The organism is uncultured Ralstonia sp., assembly GCA_913056305.1.
Lineage (GTDB): Bacteria > Pseudomonadota > Gammaproteobacteria > Burkholderiales > Burkholderiaceae > Ralstonia.
Map to the genome: position 1 here is coordinate 1 of CAJXMR010000116.1, position 14523 is coordinate 14523.

Sequence of the window (14523 nt, forward strand, 5' to 3'; positions counted from 1 at the left end):
AGCCGCCGCGAATCAACGCATCGCCGCGCCGCACTAGGCGGCGCACGCGGGCGCGCAAATCGCCATCGGCGTGCCAGTCGGCGGCCACGGCATCGGCGCCGAACAGTCCTTCGGCCACGTCGCGCAAGGACGCGCCCGCCAGGGTGGCGTCGAGCGCCTGCAGGGTGTGCAGCTCCAGCAGCGCCGCAGGGGGCGGTCGGGGGCGAGCCATCGGCGCTGGCGTGTCAGGCACGTGGGTGGCCCCACGGCCACGGTAGGCATGGGCCACGGCCATGCCGTCCTCAAGGCCAGGCGCCAGCGCATAGCGCTGGCAAAGGCCGGGGCTGCGCGCGATCAGCGCCAGGCCCTTGCCGTCGTGGAGCAGTTGCTTGTGGCCGGGAATGCGCCAAAACGCGAACGGCTCGGCATCCGGTGGCGGATCGGCATCGGGGTGAAGCTGCACCACGGCCTCATGGCCGGGGAGCCAGGCCGGATGCGCGTCACGCGCGTCCAAGGCCGGGTCTTCCAGCAGACGCAGGCCCCAGCGATGCGCAGCCTCATGCATTGCTTGTGCTTGGCGATGACGGCGCAGCCAGTCGAGCCGGTAGTCGGGATGGCGACGCAGGTACTCCCAGGCCAGTGCGAGCGTGTCCAGGCACAGGACGTAGAGGTAGGCGGCGGTCGGATACCAGTGCGCGAAGTGGTGCGGCTCGGCCATGACGCAAGCTCCCGTAGAGCAGGACGGCCGTCACCGGTTTCACACGCAAACGTCACCGCATCAAACTTGCATCCAATCGTGAATAAGCTGGTAGATTGGTAACTTGCGTGTCAAGACGAAATGCATCGGATGGGTTGCATGGATCGTCTGAATGCGACGGTGGCGCGCGAGGACATACGCGCCTCCTGCGATATCCACCGTGCCCGATGCCACGGCCGGCATCATGACCGATTGCGCCACGATGGCACCGATTTGGTGCGATAGTGCGGACTAAGACCGGACGGGTCTGGAGCAAGACCGAAATAGTCTCAATGCGCCCGGCTTGGCCTGGGCGCGAACGGCTCAATCGAGGATGGAGCCGTTCTCCTGGGCCAGCCGCAGGTACTCCGACAACGGGCGCACCGCCCGGAAATACCGGTCCCGCATCACGGGCTGTTTGCTCGGCCCGACGATGGATGCGAGGTCGGACAGCTTGATCTCGCCTAGCTCGGGCATGCCGATCCCCAAGTCGATCAGGCCATGGGCCGTATCGCCGTCGGCGGGGTCGAGCGACACCAACAGCCAGGTGGCGTGTGCATCCGGCGTGAACAGCCGCACCACGGGCAGCGGGTCGATGACCCGGCCAGCGGCGCGGGCTTGGCCGTGTTCCAGCAACAGCCTGCGCTCGTCCTCGGTGATGAGCTGGTTCATGGGCGTCCCCTCATTCGCACAAAACCGCCGAAGCGTGAAAGCGCAAAACCGCATTGGCGGGTTTGTGGAAAGGCACGGATGCGGCTTTGCGCTTCTGTGAGAAGCCGCAGATACGGATTTCCGTAAAAGCACAAAAGCGGCAGGCAGGCATAGTTGAACACTATAGATTGTAGCCCTATAGGGCGCAATCGGCTGTCATCTTGGATTTTGGGGAGATCCAGGGTTGGCAGCGAAACATACATTGTCGGAGGCACTAAAGACCATCAGGAAAGCGCGTGGATTGAGCCAGGAGGCGTTCTCCGACGTGTCCAGCCGCACCTACATGAGCACGCTGGAGCGCGACCTCAAAAGCCCCACCCTGAACAAGCTGGCCGAGCTGTGCGAGGTCATGGAGGTGCACCCGCTCACGCTGCTGACGCTGGCCTATGCCGGCGACGACCTGCAGCAGGTTGATCAGCTTCTGGTGCAGGTGCGCCAGGAGTTGGAGACTGTGGCGAAGAAGAGTGACACGCCATAGCGTGCGACGTTGCTGGCGTGGCCGATCCGGCTCAGCCGGTTCGGGGACTGCAGGGGCGCCAAGCATCGCGCGGCGGGGATAGGCCACAGGGCTTTCCCCAGGAGGCAAGCGAAGCGCGCAGCGCCGCAGGCGCGAAGGCGTGAGGGATTGAAGCCGAATGGCCGTGACGGCAAAGACGGCACGGGGCGTAGCCCGAAAGCCCGGCGGCGCTATGCGCCGACACGCCCAGGCCGTTCCAGATTTCTAAGCAGGAAACGCGGACATGCCTCTGATGAAATGGGCGCGGCCCTACGCTGCGAGGTATGCACGCGGCAAGCCGAAAACCGCTGGTGATTCCCGCGCACGGCGGGCGCTACGGCTTGCAGGCCCATACGGGCCTGCCATTACCGGGCGGGAAGCCCGGTCACGTCAACGCCGCCGTCTGAGCTGCCGCGAGGGCGGCGGCGTGCCGATTCGGCTGGTGGCCTTGAACACCGGGCGCGGCCACTGCCGCGCCCGGATTTTTGCGTCCACCGCGCCCAGGACGGAACGGCCTGGGCGCGGTGCTGATCGCGGTTATTCCTTCGTCTCGATGAGCCACCACACGGCACGCGGCAAGGCGCGGCCCGTGATGGGGTGAATGTCGGTGAGGTCGGCGCAGGCCGTCCAGCCCGAGGGCGGGCGGTAGCCGCGCACGTCGCCATCGCCGTTCCAACGGCGGGCGCGTACCGTGCCAGCGGCGTAGATCGCCGCCATGCGCGGGCGGCTAATGGTGGTGCGGGTCATGGGGCTTCTCCTTCCAGCGAAGCGCCCCGGTCGAGGCCGGGGCGCTTGCCTTCGGCGCGGGTCAAGCGGCCAGCGCCTCGGCGGGTTCATCCGCTATTGCCTCGGCATCCTCCGGGGCGTTCTGCTCCGGGCCTGCCTCTTGCGCGGCGTCCTGCGGGCCTGCGGCCTCGAAGATGGCGGGCATCCAGCCCGTGCCATCGGCCAGCCGCTCGGCTTCGCTGGCAATGTCGGCCTTCTTCAACTTCGCCAGCCGGTTGGCCTGCTCGGGTGCGTACTCGCCCACGGCATCCAGAATCACGGCCTTGGAAACGTGCTTGAAGTAGCCTTCTGCGGTCGGCTTCCACCATGCGGCCATGTCGAGGCCCACGGCCTGCGCCAGTTCCTCGCCGGGTTGCTGCACCGTGGCGCGGGGCGTCACCACGTCCACCGTGGAAGCCACGCACACGGCCAGCAGCCGCACCAGTTCATCTTGCGACTTCGCCAGCAGCGCGGCGAACAGTTCGGCGCTGTCCTCCGGCAAGGCTTCACCTGCCACCTGTTGCAGTTCGCGCAGCGCCACGGCAGCGGGCGATTCCGGCCAGTCCGGGGCCATGCCTTCCAGCCGGTCTTGCACCGTGAGGCGCACGCCGAGCGGCAGGCCATCGCCGTAGGCGTCGGGCTGCAAGACAGTCTGCACCATGCCATGCACCAGCGCGGCCAGCGCGACGTGCGGATGCCGCGCGACTTCGATTTGCAGCGCCGCCGTGCGGTGGGCACTCAACCGCTGCGCCAGCCGATCGGACAGGCTCGCGGCCTTGGGTGCGTCGTCGGCGTCCTCGTGCTCGTCGTTGGCGGCTTCGCCTTCGGTGTTGCCGAAACCGCGCCGCAGCTTTTCCAGCGTGCGCAGCGCCTTGGCCTCGGCTTCGCGCAGCAGGCCGCGATGAATAACGGCCTCGCCGTTGCGGTCGATGGTGACGATGGCACCGGCCACCTCGCGCACCTCGGGAGCGTAACCTTGCAAGGCGTCCTCCGCGTCTTGTAGTTCGCCGACCACCTGATCGCGCCGCTGTTCCAGTTTCTCGGCCTTGGCCTCGTCCTCGGCGTCGCAGGCTTCTTCCAGCTCGGCGTCGATCTTTTCGAGGCGGCTTTCCAGCGAGGCGATGCGGCGGGCCTCGCGGCTGGTCGGCTCACGGCGGTGGCGCGGGGCGTTCTGGAACGCCTGCCGTTCCTCGTAGGCCAGATGCGGCACGGCCTCCACCCATGCCCAACCCTCGGCGCGCACGTCCTCGGCCAGCGTTGCCAGCTTGTCGCGCACCAGCGTTTCCAGCACTACGGTATCGGTCAGGTAGGTTCCGGCATCGCCTTCCGCGAACAGGTCGCGGCGGATGCCGCCGCCTGCCTGCCGGTAGGTGTTCAGTCCGACGAAGCGCACCAGCGCGTGCGCGGCGTCGATTTCGCGCTCGGTCAGGCGCTCGCGCAGCTTGGACGGGCTGCGCTGCCATTCCGGCGCACCATAGAACGCGGCTTCCTGCGCGGCGTGGTCGTCGGTGATGGTCAGGGCCATCAACTGTTCCAGCGTCACGCCACTGGCGCGATAGTCGGCCATGAGGCGCGGCGAGACATTCGCCAGCTTCAAGCGGCGCTGCACCACCAGCGGGGACACGCCGAAGTCGGCAGCAATGTCCTCGATGGGGCGTCCTTCCTTGACCAGCGCGGCGAAGGCCGCGAACTGGTCGGCGGGGTGCATGTTCTCGCGCTGCACGTTCTCCGCAAGGCTGACGGTGCGGGCGGAAGCGTCGGCCACCAGCAGGCACGGCACTTCGTAGTCGGCGGGAATGCGCTTCTTCTTCGCCAGCAGCTTCAAGGCGGTCAGGCGGCGATCGCCGGCCACCACCTCGTAAGTCTCGCCATCGGCGGAAAGGATGACGATGAGGTTTTGCAGCAAGCCGATGCGGGCAATGCTCGCGGCCAGTTCGGGGATGGACAGGCGCGGCATCTTGCGGGCGTTGCGCTTGGAGCGGCGCGGCAGCAACTGCGAGAGCGGAACCAGAATCAGGTTCTTGGACGGGTCGGCCATTTCCAGCGGGGCGGCGGCTTCGATGGCGACGGCTTCGGTTTTGAGTACGGCGTTCATGGTGATGACTCCTTGCGGTTGGGATGCAGCAGCGAGAGAAGCGGCAAGGGCTGCTGCCTGCCCCTGCCGCGTGGGGATTCAGGCTTTCAACTGGCGCAGGCCATCGGCCAGCAGCCACAGGGCGCGATTGAGGCGCACGCTTTGGTCGATGCCCTGCACGGGCCGGGTGGTCTGGCGGCGGCCATTCGCGGCGCGGGCGGACAGGCCGCCTTTGGTCAAGTTCTCCTGCGTGCGGTTGAACACGCTCCACAGGTCGCGGCGGTCGTCGTCGTGGCGGCGCGGCATCAGGATTTGCGATTCCGTGATGGGCGCGGGCTTGTCCTCGTCGTACTTCAATGCCAGCGCAGCGCGGGCGAACACTTCCGATTCCCCGGCGTCGAGCGTGATGGCGCGCATGGCATCGCGGGATTCCTGCGCCCGGTCGAAGCCGTGCAGGACTTCGTAAGCGCCTTCGATGACGTGCCCCGCTACGTCGCCCTTGTGGGGAACGCGCACGTTGGCCACGGTGTCGCCGCAGACAAGGCCATTGCTGCAAACGAAGCGGAACATCCCGGCCAGCATCTGATAGCTGCTAGTGCCGTCATGGGAGTTCAGCAGGATGATTTCGTTGGCCTCGCGGCCGTTGATCTGGCTGGCGTGGCGCAGCCGGATCATGTGCTTCGTGTAGTCGCGGCGGTCGTCGTGGCGCACGCGGGTTTGCGTCACCATGAAAGGCTCGAAGCCTTCCCCGCGCAGTTCTTGCAGCACGGTCGCGGTGGGGATGTAGCTGTACCGCTGCGAGCGGCTTTCGTGCGGGGCGTCCGCGAAGATGGACGGGGCCACGGCCCGGATTTGGTCATCGGACAAGGGACGTTCCGAACGCAGCACCGGGGAACGGGAAGCGAAGCGGGATGCGAGTTGCATGGCATTTCTCCTGACAAAGAAAAAAGGGTTTGCTGTTCACCGCACACCGGATTCCTAGATTCGGAAGCCCAGCCTTTCGGCTGTTCGGTGCGGTCGGCACGAGGAACCCGGTTGGCCCTGTTGCCACCGTCTTTCCTGAGTTCATCGCCCGCGACGGTCAGGAGCGCGCGAACGGGTGCCGTCAAGGAGGCAAGCGCAGGGTTGGTGCGGCCCGCAGGCGCAGCCGAGGACACGGCCCTGCGCGCCTTGACGGCACACGGGCGCGGGCTACAGTCGCGGTGAAGGTGATGAAGTCAGGGGAGACGGCTGGACATGGCAACGGCCCCTCAACACGCCGACCGCACGGCAAGCGAAGCGCGCAGGCCCGGATCTAGGAATCCGGGCCGGAGGCGTCAGCCGAGCGGAGCGAGGGAACGATGGAAGCCCATCAGGGGCGAGACGCCGCAGGCGGCTCGATGCGCAACGCGCACGACAGCGCGACCGGCCACGTTTCTTGGCCGGGGACGCACAGCCTTCAAGGCTCGATGCACAAGCTCATGCGCCAGTCATCGGGAAACAGGTTCGACAGCGACTGCCGTGGTCTGGCCGATCCGGCGCAGCCGGTTCGGCGGTCTTTGAGGGGCGCCAAGCATCGCGCGGCGGGGATAGCCCGCAGGGCTTTCCCCTGGAGGCAAGCGCAGCGCGCAACGCCCCGTCAGGGGCACTTAGGCATCACGCCGAGTCGTCAGGACGCAGGCTGGATTCCGCAACCGGCATCCAAGGCGAAGTCGAGTTCAGGTAGTAGCGCCTGCCACGCGCATACAGCCCCGAAGGCTCGGTAGGCTGGTAGAACCCGGTGACGCGGCGCCGGAACTGCGCGCCAAACTCGTTGGTGTAGATCACCGCGTCGCCGATCTTGAAGCGCAAGGGCTGACCGTTCTCCGGCGCGAACGGCTTGAGCGCATCGTGTTGCGCCGTGATTTCGATGATGTAGTCGTGATGGCTGCTCATGGCATTGATCTCCTGCGAAGGTTGGGAAAGCGCAAGGAGCGCCTTGCGGCGCTCCAAGGGCTGGTTCAGACGACGACACGCCCGACCAACCGGGCATCGCGCGCGTAGGCGCTCAACCGCTTCTCGGCGCGGAAAGACAGGTCGCGCTCGATCGGCAGGCCCAGCCTGCCGCGCACGGTCGCCAGCTCGCCCAGGCTGACCCAGCCGATTTCCGGCATCCCCAGGCCCAGGTCGCAAAGACCAAAGGCGTGGTCGTGGTCATCGGGATCAATCTCGGTCAGCAGCCAGGTCGCGCCGGCATCCGGCGTGAACAGCTTGACGACGGGTGCCGGATCGAAGTCCGGGTTCTCCAAGGATTCGCGGCCGTTGGCCAGCAGCACGATGCGCTGCTCGTCAGTGATGAGTGCGTTGTTCATGGTGAACTCCTGAAAGGTTGCCGGGCGGAATTGCCCGACCCTTCCGGGGCACGGCGCAGCGCAAGCAGTCAGGGGTCAACGACGGCCGCCAGAACGCAAGCGCCATCGGCGCGCAGCCCTTGACGGCGAGAACGCCGTGGCACGATGAAGGGGACAGCAAGACCGCCTCCCTCGCACCTCCACGCACGCGGTTTTTGGCAAGCGAAGCGCGCAGGCCCGAATAGCAATCCGGGCCGGAGGCATCAGCGATGTGAAAGGCGGGCAGTTCTTAAATGCGCGCCCAGTCCCGGTGCAGATCGTCAACGATCATGGGATGACGGTGCCCGCCTCGGTCTGCATGTTCGCGCAAGTGAGGATGATCTGGCGGTAGATCAGGGTGATCGTGGGCGATGTCGGAAGAATCACTAGCGGGCCAGAGCCACAGCGCCAGTCCCACTCCGACAAGACCAATCAGCGACATGATGATGAAGGTCGATTGCAGCCCAAAGGCAGCGCCGAAGCGACCGGCCAAGGGATAGCAAATGAGCCAACACGCATGGGAGAGGGCGAATTGCGCGGCAAAGACCGCGGGGCGATCCTCGGGGTGAGCGGAGCGGCGCAACAGCCGGCCGGAAGGTGTTTGCGCCACGCTGTAGCCGAAGCCGACCACCAACCAGATCACCACCAGAACGGCATATGTCGGAATCATTGCCCCGGCTGCCGTTCCCACAACCAGCATCGTCGCTCCCGCAATCATGACAGGCCGATCAGCAATCTTGTCGAGCAGGCGAGGCAGCGCGAAGGCCGCAACCATCGACCCGCCTCCGAAGGCCGCCAGCGCCCACGCTACCTCGGATTCGCCCAGGCCGAAGCGTGCCTTCACGATGACCACCGTGTTCACGATCACCATTGACCCCGCTGCTGCCACCGCGAGGCTGATCGCCAGCAGACCCCGAAGGCGCGGCGTGGCGAGGTAAATGCGCGTGCCCCGCGTAGTGCGATCCCATATGCCACGACGCGGGCCGGGAACGGTTGTGGGAAGCCTCACGCTGACCACAAGCGCGGCTGACACGAGGAAGCCGAGAACCGTTCCGGCAAACAGGTTGTGGAAGCTGATGACCGTCAGTAGCGCGGCGGCCAGCATCGGGGAAATCAGGCTTTCCAAATCGTAGGCCAGCCGGGAAAGCGACAGTGCTTTCGTGTACTCGTCTTCGTCGGGAAGGATGTCCGGGATAGTGGCTTGAAAGGTCGGCGTGAAGCCTGCGGACGCCGCCTGCAAGACGAAGATCAGCAGATAGATTTGCCAGATTTCGCTGACAAAGGGCAGGCAGAGCGCAACGGATGCTCGTACTAGGTCAAGGGCAACGAGCAACGACCGTCGCGGCAGCCGGTCGGCGAACGCCTGCGCGACCGGGGCGACTCCGACATAGGCCAGCATCTTGATTGCGAGTGCCGTCCCGAGTACCGCGCCGGCATTCGCCCCGGCCAGATCGTAGGCAAGCAGGCCAAGGGCCACCGTCATCAGGCCGGTGCCGACAAGCGCAATCACCTGAGCGGCGAACAGGTGACGATAGGTACGGTTCTTCAGGACGGAGAGCATCGGCGGGCCTCAGAGCAGTTTGGTCAGTGCCTTCATTTCGGTCAAAACGGAGTCTTCGTCATGGGCCAGGCAATGGTCGATGTGGTCGTGGATCAGGACGCGCTTTGCGGCCGTCACCGCGCTTTCCACCGCCGCGAGCTGGCGGGCGATGTCGAGACAGGATTCGCCACTTTCGATCATCCCTATGACGTGCCGAAGATGACCATCGGCGCGTTTCAGCCGCTTCACGAGATCGGGATGGGTTGAGTGCTTGTGTGTCGCGTTCATGTGGCAATTGTATCCCCCCTGGGGGGATATGAAAATGTGCGCCGCCCGCGAAGGAGCGACGCACCGAAGGCCGCACGACGCAATCAGCCCGCCGCCGGCGCTGTCATCGACTGCAACTGCTCGATCACGCCAGGCTCAACGAACACGCAAGCCTGCTCGTCCGCGATCGGCACGTTGAACACCTGCGCGAACACCGTGCGCCGCAGATGGGCCAGCCGGCCGGTCCGGTATGCCTGCTCGGGCTTCATGCGCCCGCCAGCCTGCGACCCGCTGCGCTGCGGATCGCATTCGACCAGCGCGACAAAGCCATCGTCGGCCAGCTTCTGATGCTCGGGGCACAGGCCCCAGCCGGTCGCCGTGTGGCGCTCCATGCTCGCGCGCAGGCGCTTGTCCAGCAGGATCGCGCCGGTGTCGAACGCCGTGCCGCAGACCAGGCAAACGTGCTGTTCGAGGGAAACGTGTGATTTGTCGTTCATGACGGTTCTCCGGTTGCAAGGGCGGAATTGCCCGGAACCGTCGCCCTCACGGCGCAGCGCAGCAGTCAGGGGTCGCAGACGGCCGCCAGGACGCAAGCGCGCAAGGCGCGCGCAGCCCTTGCACGGCGAGAACGCCGTGATACGGTGAAGGGACACAGCAAGACCGCCCCCTCACACCACCCCACGCACGCGGGTTTTTGGCAAGCGAAGCGCGCAGGCGCGGATCAGCGAGCCGGGCCGGAGGCGTCAGTGATGGAAGCCCGACAGGGGCGAGACTCGCGCAGCGAGGCTCGATGCGCAGCACGACAGCGCGACGGCGGCACGCCGGGACGCCCGACTGCTTGAGACAGGACTACTCGTTGTCGGTCTTGCGCTGCTCGATCTGCAACCGCGCCCGTTGCGTTGCTTGTTGCAGCCGCTCCACCAGCACGCCCCTCGGCGGCAAGGCGGTCAGGTACTCGGCGACGTGGATGCCCGACTTGTCCAACTCCAGCAATTCGATCTGCTCGCGCTTCTTGCCGGTGCAAAGGATGATCCCCAGCGGCGAGGCTTCCTCCGGCTCCCGTTCGTGCTTGTCCAGCCAGCGAAGATAAAGCTCCATCTGTCCCTTGAAAGCTGCCTTGAACTCGCCGACCTTCAACTCCACTGCCACCAGCCGCCGCAGCTTGCGGTTGTAAAACAGCAGGTCGAGGTGGAAATCCTCGCCGTCGATCTGGATGCGCTTCTGCCGGGCCACGAAGCTGAAACCCGCGCCCAGCTCCAACAAGAACGACTCCATTTCGCGGATGATCGCCGCCTCCAAGTCGCCTTCTTGCCAAGTGTCCCGCAGCCCCAGGAAGTCGAGGATGTAGGGGTCGCGCATGACCAGGGCGGGCGACATTCGCTGCGCATCGCGCATCTTCGCCAACTCCTGTGCGATCGTCTCGCCCGGCTTTTGAGACAGCGCCGTGCGCTCGTACAACATCGAGTCGATGCGCTCGCGCAGCGTCCGCACGCTCCAGCGTTCGGTGCTCGCCATCTGTGCGTAGTAGTCCCGCTGGAGCGGGTCTTTCAGCGGGATCAGGGCGATGAAGTGCGTCCAGCTCAATTCTCGTATCAGTGATACGAGAATCTGCTCGTCGGGGAAGGTGGCCGCGAACTGCACCATGCGGCGCAGGTTCTGCTCGGCAAAGCTGCCGCCGTACTCCTTCACCAACTGCGCCGCCAGGGTGGGCAGGACTTCCTTGCCATAAGCGCCCCGGCGCCCGTCCAAGACCTGCGTGCGGATGCGCTGGCCGATGCGCCAATAGAGCATCGTCAGCTCGCTATTCACCGTCGAGGCGGCGCGCTTGCGCGCCGCCTCGATCAGTGCCCGAATGTCGCCCAGCAGCGCCGAAGGCGCTGTGGACGATGCTGCGGATGACCGGCGCGTGTTCATGCCGCCGCCTCCGCAAGCTGGCGTGCGCCCGTGATGGCCTGGCGCCGGCTGGCCACCAGTTCGGCCGCATCGCGCACCGGCTTGTCCTCGGTGTGGACGTAGTGCATGAACATCGCTACGGTCTTGTGGCCCGTCAGCTTCATGCCCACTTTGGTCGGCACGCCCGAATTGGCAATGTCGGTCGTCGAGCGATGGCGGATGCCGTGCGTGCCGACGTGCGGGACGCCGGCGGCCTTGAGCACCCGGCACCAGCCGCCATAGTGCTCGCCAAAGGTCAGGTGCTTGGCCGGGTCGTTCGGCGATGGCAGGACGTAGGGGCAGCCCTCCCGGCGCGGCGCCGTCGAAAGCAGCCGATAGGCTTCCTCGCTCATGGGCTTGGAAATGCCGCCGACCTTGCTGTCGGGCCACACCACGCGCCGGTTCTCGAAGTCCAGCCAGCTCCATTCGAGCGGGCAGATTTCGGAGCGCCGGGCGGCGAACTCGAATTGCAGCCGGATCGCCAGCGGGATGACGTAGTTCTCCAGCCCCTCCGCCTCCAGCTTCTCCAACTGGCGGAAGATCCGCACCATTTCCTCGTCCACGATGAGCCGGGTTTCCTTGCCCGGCGGGTACATGGGGACGTGGCGGCACGGGTTCGTGCCGTCCGGGCGGTAGCCCCACACTTCGGCCAGGTTGAACATCTTGCGCAGCACGCCGAAGGTCTTGTTCGCCTCGGTCGGCTTGTAGGCCAGTTTCTCCATCAGCCCGGCAATGTCGGGCCGCTTCACGTCATGCACCTTCTTGCGGCCCAGCAGCGGGATGATGTTGCGGTCTATGACGCCCTGATAGCCGTCCTGCGTGCTGGGCTTGTTGCGCTTCTTGGAGTAGTCCTCCATGAACTTCTTGCACAACTCGGCCATCGTGGGCGCCTTGCGCGCCTCGGCCTTGGCGCCGCCGGGGTCGCCGCCCCGGCGAACCTCGGCCAGCCAGTCCTGTGCCTTGACTCGTGCCTGTTCGACGGTCAGCTCCCCGTACAGCCCCAGCGAGGGCTTGCGGGGCTGGCCGGAGTTCGTGCGGTACTGGAGCATGAACACCCGGCGGCCGGTCGGGGTAATCTTGCACAGGAAGCCGGGCACCACGGTATCCCGCAGTTCAACATCCTTGGCCTGGGGTTGGGCCGACTCCACGGCGGTCTTGGTGAGCTTGATCTTTGCCATGATGACTCCTCGGAACAACCCGGATTCCAGGAGCCAGATAGGAGCGGCGCGAGGGAAAACCGGGTCAAGTTTCAGAAAGCACCGGCATATGATGGACGCGCGTAAGTTATTGATAAACCTGCTGTATCTAGCTACGGCGCAGTCCAGCGAACTACCGGGCTGGAGTCATCGTGAAACAAAAAACCCGCGTCAGCTTGCGCTGCGCGGGTTTTTCTATGGGCGCTTGACGCTCAGCCGCGCGAGGCGAGGTAGGCGCTGAAATCGCCAGCGACTTCCTTGTGCTTGAGCGCAAACTCAACGGTGGCCTTCAGGTAGCCCAGCTTGCTGCCGCAGTCGTAGCGCACGCCCTTGTAGCGGTAGGCCAGCACCTGCTCGGCCGACAGCAGCGACTGGATCGCGTCGGTCAGCTGCAGTTCGCCGCCAGCGCCCGGCTTGAGGTTGCGGATATGGTCGAAGATGCGCGGCGTAAGGATGTAGCGGCCGACCACGCCCAGGTTGGACGGCGCGTTCTCCGGCGCCGGCTTCTCGATGATGCCCGACATCTTGATCACGCTGCCGTCCTCTTCCCACGGACGGCCATCGACCACGCCATACGAGCGGCTCTGTTCGCGGTCGATCTCTTCCACGCCAATCACCGAGCAGTTGTAGTGGTCATACAGATCGACCATCTGCTTCATGACAGGCGGCTCGCCGTCCAGCAAGTCATCGGCCAGGATGACCGCGAAGGGCGCATCGCCGACCAGCTTTTCGGCGCACGCCACCGCGTGGCCCAGGCCCAGCGCTTCGGGCTGACGCACGTAGAAGCAATCGACGTGCGACGGCTTGATCGAGCGCACGACCTCGAGCAGGGCGGTCTTCTGCTTGGCTTCCAGCTCGGCTTCCAGCTCGTAGGCCTTGTCGAAGTGGTCTTCGATGGCGCGCTTGCTGCGGCCCGTCACGAAGATCATCTCGGTGATGCCCGCCGCCATGGCTTCTTCCACGGCGTACTGGATCAGCGGCTTGTCCACCACCGGCAGCATCTCTTTCGGGCTGGCCTTGGTGGCCGGCAGAAAGCGGGTTCCCAGCCCCGCGACGGGGAAAACGGCTTTGGTGACGCGTTGCATCGTGGTTTCCTTGGTATTGATAGGTATGCGTTGCGTGGCTCAGGCGGTCTGCACCGGCAGACGCGCAATCTGGGCTTCCAGCTTGGCGAGCGTAGCCTTGAACTCCGCCAGGCGTTTCTGTTCCTGTTCCACCACGGCGGCCGGCGCACGGGCGACAAACGATTCATTGCCGAGCTTGCCTTCGCACTTGACGATCTCGCCGCGCAGGCGATCGATCTCCTTGCCCAGGCGCGCGTGCTCGGCGGCCACGTCGATCTCGATCTTCAGCAGCAGCTTGTTCTCGCCGACGATGGCGACCGGGGCACCGGCGCCATCCTGCTCCATGGCGGTGGCATCCGTGTAGACCTTCACTTCCGACAGCTTGCCGAGCGCCTGCACATAAGGCGCAGCGGCCTGCAGGAATTCGGTATCGCCGTTGGCGAACAGCGGCACGCGCTGCGCAGGCGAGATGTTCATCTCACCGCGCAGGTTGCGGCAGGCGTCGATCAGGGCCTTGAGCTGTTGCACCCATTGCTCGGCCTGTTCGTCGATCTTCGTGAGCACGGCGCGCGGGTACTCTTGCAGCGCCAGGCTCTCGGTGCCGTCGCCCTTGGCGCGGCCGGCCATCGGCGCGACCTTCTGCCAGAGCTCTTCGGTGATGAACGGGATGATCGGATGCGCCAAGCGCAGCACCGTTTCCAGCACGCGCAGCAGCGTGCGGCGCGTGGCGCGCTGCTGGGCCGGCGTGCCGGTCTGGATCTGCACCTTGGCCAGCTCCAGGTACCAGTCGCAGTACTCGTCCCAGACGAACTTGTAGATGGCGTTGGCGATGTTGTCGAAGCGGTAGTCGGCAAAGCCTTTCTCGACTTCGGTTTCCACGCGCTGCAGCAGCGACACGATCCAGCGGTCGGCCTGCGAGAAGTGCAGATACCCTTCCGGGCCGCAATCACCCACGCACTCCTGCATGCCGCAGTCCTGGCCTTCGGTGTTCATCAGCACGAAGCGCGTGGCGTTCCACAGCTTGTTGCAGAAGTTGCGGTAGCCCTCGCAGCGGCCGGAGTCGAAATTGATATTGCGGCCCAGCGTGGCCAGCGACGCGAACGTGAAGCGCAGCGCGTCGGCGCCGAAGGCCGGGATGCCCTCCGGGAATTCCTTGCGCGTGCGCTTCTCGACGTTGGGCGCATCCTTCGGGCGGCGCAGGCCGGTGGTGCGCTTGGCCAGCAGCGGCTCCAGCGCGATGCCGTCGATCAGGTCCACCGGGTCCAGCGTGTTGCCCTCGGACTTGCTCATCTTCTTGCCTTCCGAATCGCGCACCAGGCCGTGCACGTAGACGGTATGGAAGGGCACCTCACCGGTGAAGTGCAGGGTCATCATGACCATGCGCGCCACCCAGAAGAAGATGATGTCGTAGCCCG

General features: G+C 65.6%; 15 protein-coding genes. 1 reads left to right on the forward strand and 14 read right to left on the reverse strand.

The window, feature by feature from the left end; genetic code table 11:
* Both QZ609_RS16950 and QZ609_RS16955 read right to left on the reverse strand, forming a co-directional pair.
* Positions 1 to 697 (reverse strand): DUF2285 domain-containing protein (locus QZ609_RS16950; protein WP_295497279.1); only part of this gene is annotated, 697 nt, incomplete at its 3' end.
* Between the two features lie 342 nt (positions 698 to 1039).
* Positions 1040 to 1387: a DUF2958 domain-containing protein gene (locus tag QZ609_RS16955; RefSeq protein ID WP_016452550.1), complete on the reverse strand. Its 348-nt coding sequence runs from the start codon at positions 1385 to 1387 to the stop codon at positions 1040 to 1042.
* A 223-nt stretch (positions 1388 to 1610) separates the two neighbouring features.
* Here QZ609_RS16955 and QZ609_RS16960 point away from each other — a divergent pair, with 223 nt between their 5' ends.
* Positions 1611 to 1904: a helix-turn-helix transcriptional regulator gene (locus QZ609_RS16960; protein WP_016452551.1), complete on the forward strand. Its 294-nt coding sequence runs from the start codon at positions 1611 to 1613 to the stop codon at positions 1902 to 1904.
* Positions 1905 to 2459: 555 nt separating this feature from the next.
* Here QZ609_RS16960 and QZ609_RS16965 read toward each other — a convergent pair.
* The 12 genes from QZ609_RS16965 to QZ609_RS17020 form a co-directional block, all read right to left on the reverse strand.
* A complete protein-coding gene (locus QZ609_RS16965; protein WP_023103965.1) occupies positions 2460 to 2669 on the reverse strand; it encodes a hypothetical protein in 210 nt (69 codons plus the stop codon).
* A 61-nt stretch (positions 2670 to 2730) separates the two neighbouring features.
* Positions 2731 to 4782, reverse strand: coding sequence for a ParB/RepB/Spo0J family partition protein (locus tag QZ609_RS16970; RefSeq protein WP_023125154.1), 2052 nt, complete (start codon positions 4780 to 4782; stop codon positions 2731 to 2733).
* A 78-nt stretch (positions 4783 to 4860) separates the two neighbouring features.
* Positions 4861 to 5685 carry a DUF932 domain-containing protein gene (locus tag QZ609_RS16975; RefSeq protein WP_023125153.1) on the reverse strand — a complete coding sequence of 275 codons (825 nt, stop codon included), beginning with the start codon at positions 5683 to 5685 and terminating at the stop codon, positions 4861 to 4863.
* 711 nt (positions 5686 to 6396) lie between these two features.
* Positions 6397 to 6675: a hypothetical protein gene (locus QZ609_RS16980; RefSeq protein ID WP_023114169.1), complete on the reverse strand. Its 279-nt coding sequence runs from the start codon at positions 6673 to 6675 to the stop codon at positions 6397 to 6399.
* A gap of 65 nt (positions 6676 to 6740) precedes the next feature.
* The gene (locus QZ609_RS16985; protein WP_023114168.1) at positions 6741 to 7091 is read right to left on the reverse strand and encodes a DUF2958 domain-containing protein; all 351 of its coding nucleotides are present in this window, start codon (positions 7089 to 7091) and stop codon (positions 6741 to 6743) included.
* Between the two features lie 268 nt (positions 7092 to 7359).
* Entirely contained in the window at positions 7360 to 8670 is a 1311-nt protein-coding gene (locus tag QZ609_RS16990; RefSeq protein WP_023103967.1) for an MFS transporter, read from the reverse strand.
* Between the two features lie 9 nt (positions 8671 to 8679).
* Complete coding sequence (locus QZ609_RS16995) at positions 8680 to 8937, reverse strand: metal-sensing transcriptional repressor (RefSeq protein WP_003111693.1); 258 nt, start codon at positions 8935 to 8937, stop codon at positions 8680 to 8682.
* Positions 8938 to 9020: 83 nt separating this feature from the next.
* Positions 9021 to 9413, reverse strand: coding sequence for a hypothetical protein (locus QZ609_RS17000; RefSeq protein WP_023114166.1), 393 nt, complete (start codon positions 9411 to 9413; stop codon positions 9021 to 9023).
* A 352-nt stretch (positions 9414 to 9765) separates the two neighbouring features.
* Positions 9766 to 10830, reverse strand: coding sequence for a PDDEXK nuclease domain-containing protein (locus QZ609_RS17005; protein WP_023125152.1), 1065 nt, complete (start codon positions 10828 to 10830; stop codon positions 9766 to 9768).
* Positions 10827 to 12026 (reverse strand): site-specific integrase, encoded by a 1200-nt coding sequence (locus QZ609_RS17010; protein ID WP_023114164.1) that lies wholly within the window; start codon positions 12024 to 12026, stop codon positions 10827 to 10829. Before QZ609_RS17010 ends, QZ609_RS17005 begins: the two co-directional genes overlap by 4 nt.
* Positions 12027 to 12256: 230 nt before the next feature.
* Complete coding sequence (gene galU, locus QZ609_RS17015) at positions 12257 to 13129, reverse strand: UTP--glucose-1-phosphate uridylyltransferase GalU (RefSeq protein WP_295497290.1); 873 nt, start codon at positions 13127 to 13129, stop codon at positions 12257 to 12259.
* 39 nt (positions 13130 to 13168) lie between these two features.
* Positions 13169 to 14523 (reverse strand): class I tRNA ligase family protein (locus QZ609_RS17020; protein ID WP_295497292.1); only part of this gene is annotated, 1355 nt, incomplete at its 5' end.

Bases quoted from the DNA above. Each gene is read 5' to 3' on its own strand.
- QZ609_RS16970 (WP_023125154.1), bottom strand. From the start codon at position 4,782: ATGAACGCCGTACTCAAAACCGAAGCCGTCGCCATCGAAGCCGCCGCC.
- QZ609_RS17000 (WP_023114166.1), bottom strand. From the start codon at position 9,413: ATGAACGACAAATCACACGTTTCCCTCGAACAGCACGTTTGCCTGGTC.
- QZ609_RS16995 (WP_003111693.1), bottom strand. From the start codon at position 8,937: ATGAACGCGACACACAAGCACTCAACCCATCCCGATCTCGTGAAGCGG.
- QZ609_RS16990 (WP_023103967.1), bottom strand. From the start codon at position 8,670: ATGCTCTCCGTCCTGAAGAACCGTACCTATCGTCACCTGTTCGCCGCT.
- QZ609_RS16985 (WP_023114168.1), bottom strand. From the start codon at position 7,091: ATGAACAACGCACTCATCACTGACGAGCAGCGCATCGTGCTGCTGGCC.
- galU (WP_295497290.1), bottom strand. From the start codon at position 13,129: ATGCAACGCGTCACCAAAGCCGTTTTCCCCGTCGCGGGGCTGGGAACC.
- QZ609_RS16965 (WP_023103965.1), bottom strand. From the start codon at position 2,669: ATGACCCGCACCACCATTAGCCGCCCGCGCATGGCGGCGATCTACGCC.
- QZ609_RS16975 (WP_023125153.1), bottom strand. From the start codon at position 5,685: ATGCAACTCGCATCCCGCTTCGCTTCCCGTTCCCCGGTGCTGCGTTCG.
- QZ609_RS17010 (WP_023114164.1), bottom strand. From the start codon at position 12,026: ATGGCAAAGATCAAGCTCACCAAGACCGCCGTGGAGTCGGCCCAACCC.
- QZ609_RS16955 (WP_016452550.1), bottom strand. From the start codon at position 1,387: ATGAACCAGCTCATCACCGAGGACGAGCGCAGGCTGTTGCTGGAACAC.
- QZ609_RS16980 (WP_023114169.1), bottom strand. From the start codon at position 6,675: ATGAGCAGCCATCACGACTACATCATCGAAATCACGGCGCAACACGAT.
- QZ609_RS17005 (WP_023125152.1), bottom strand. From the start codon at position 10,830: ATGAACACGCGCCGGTCATCCGCAGCATCGTCCACAGCGCCTTCGGCG.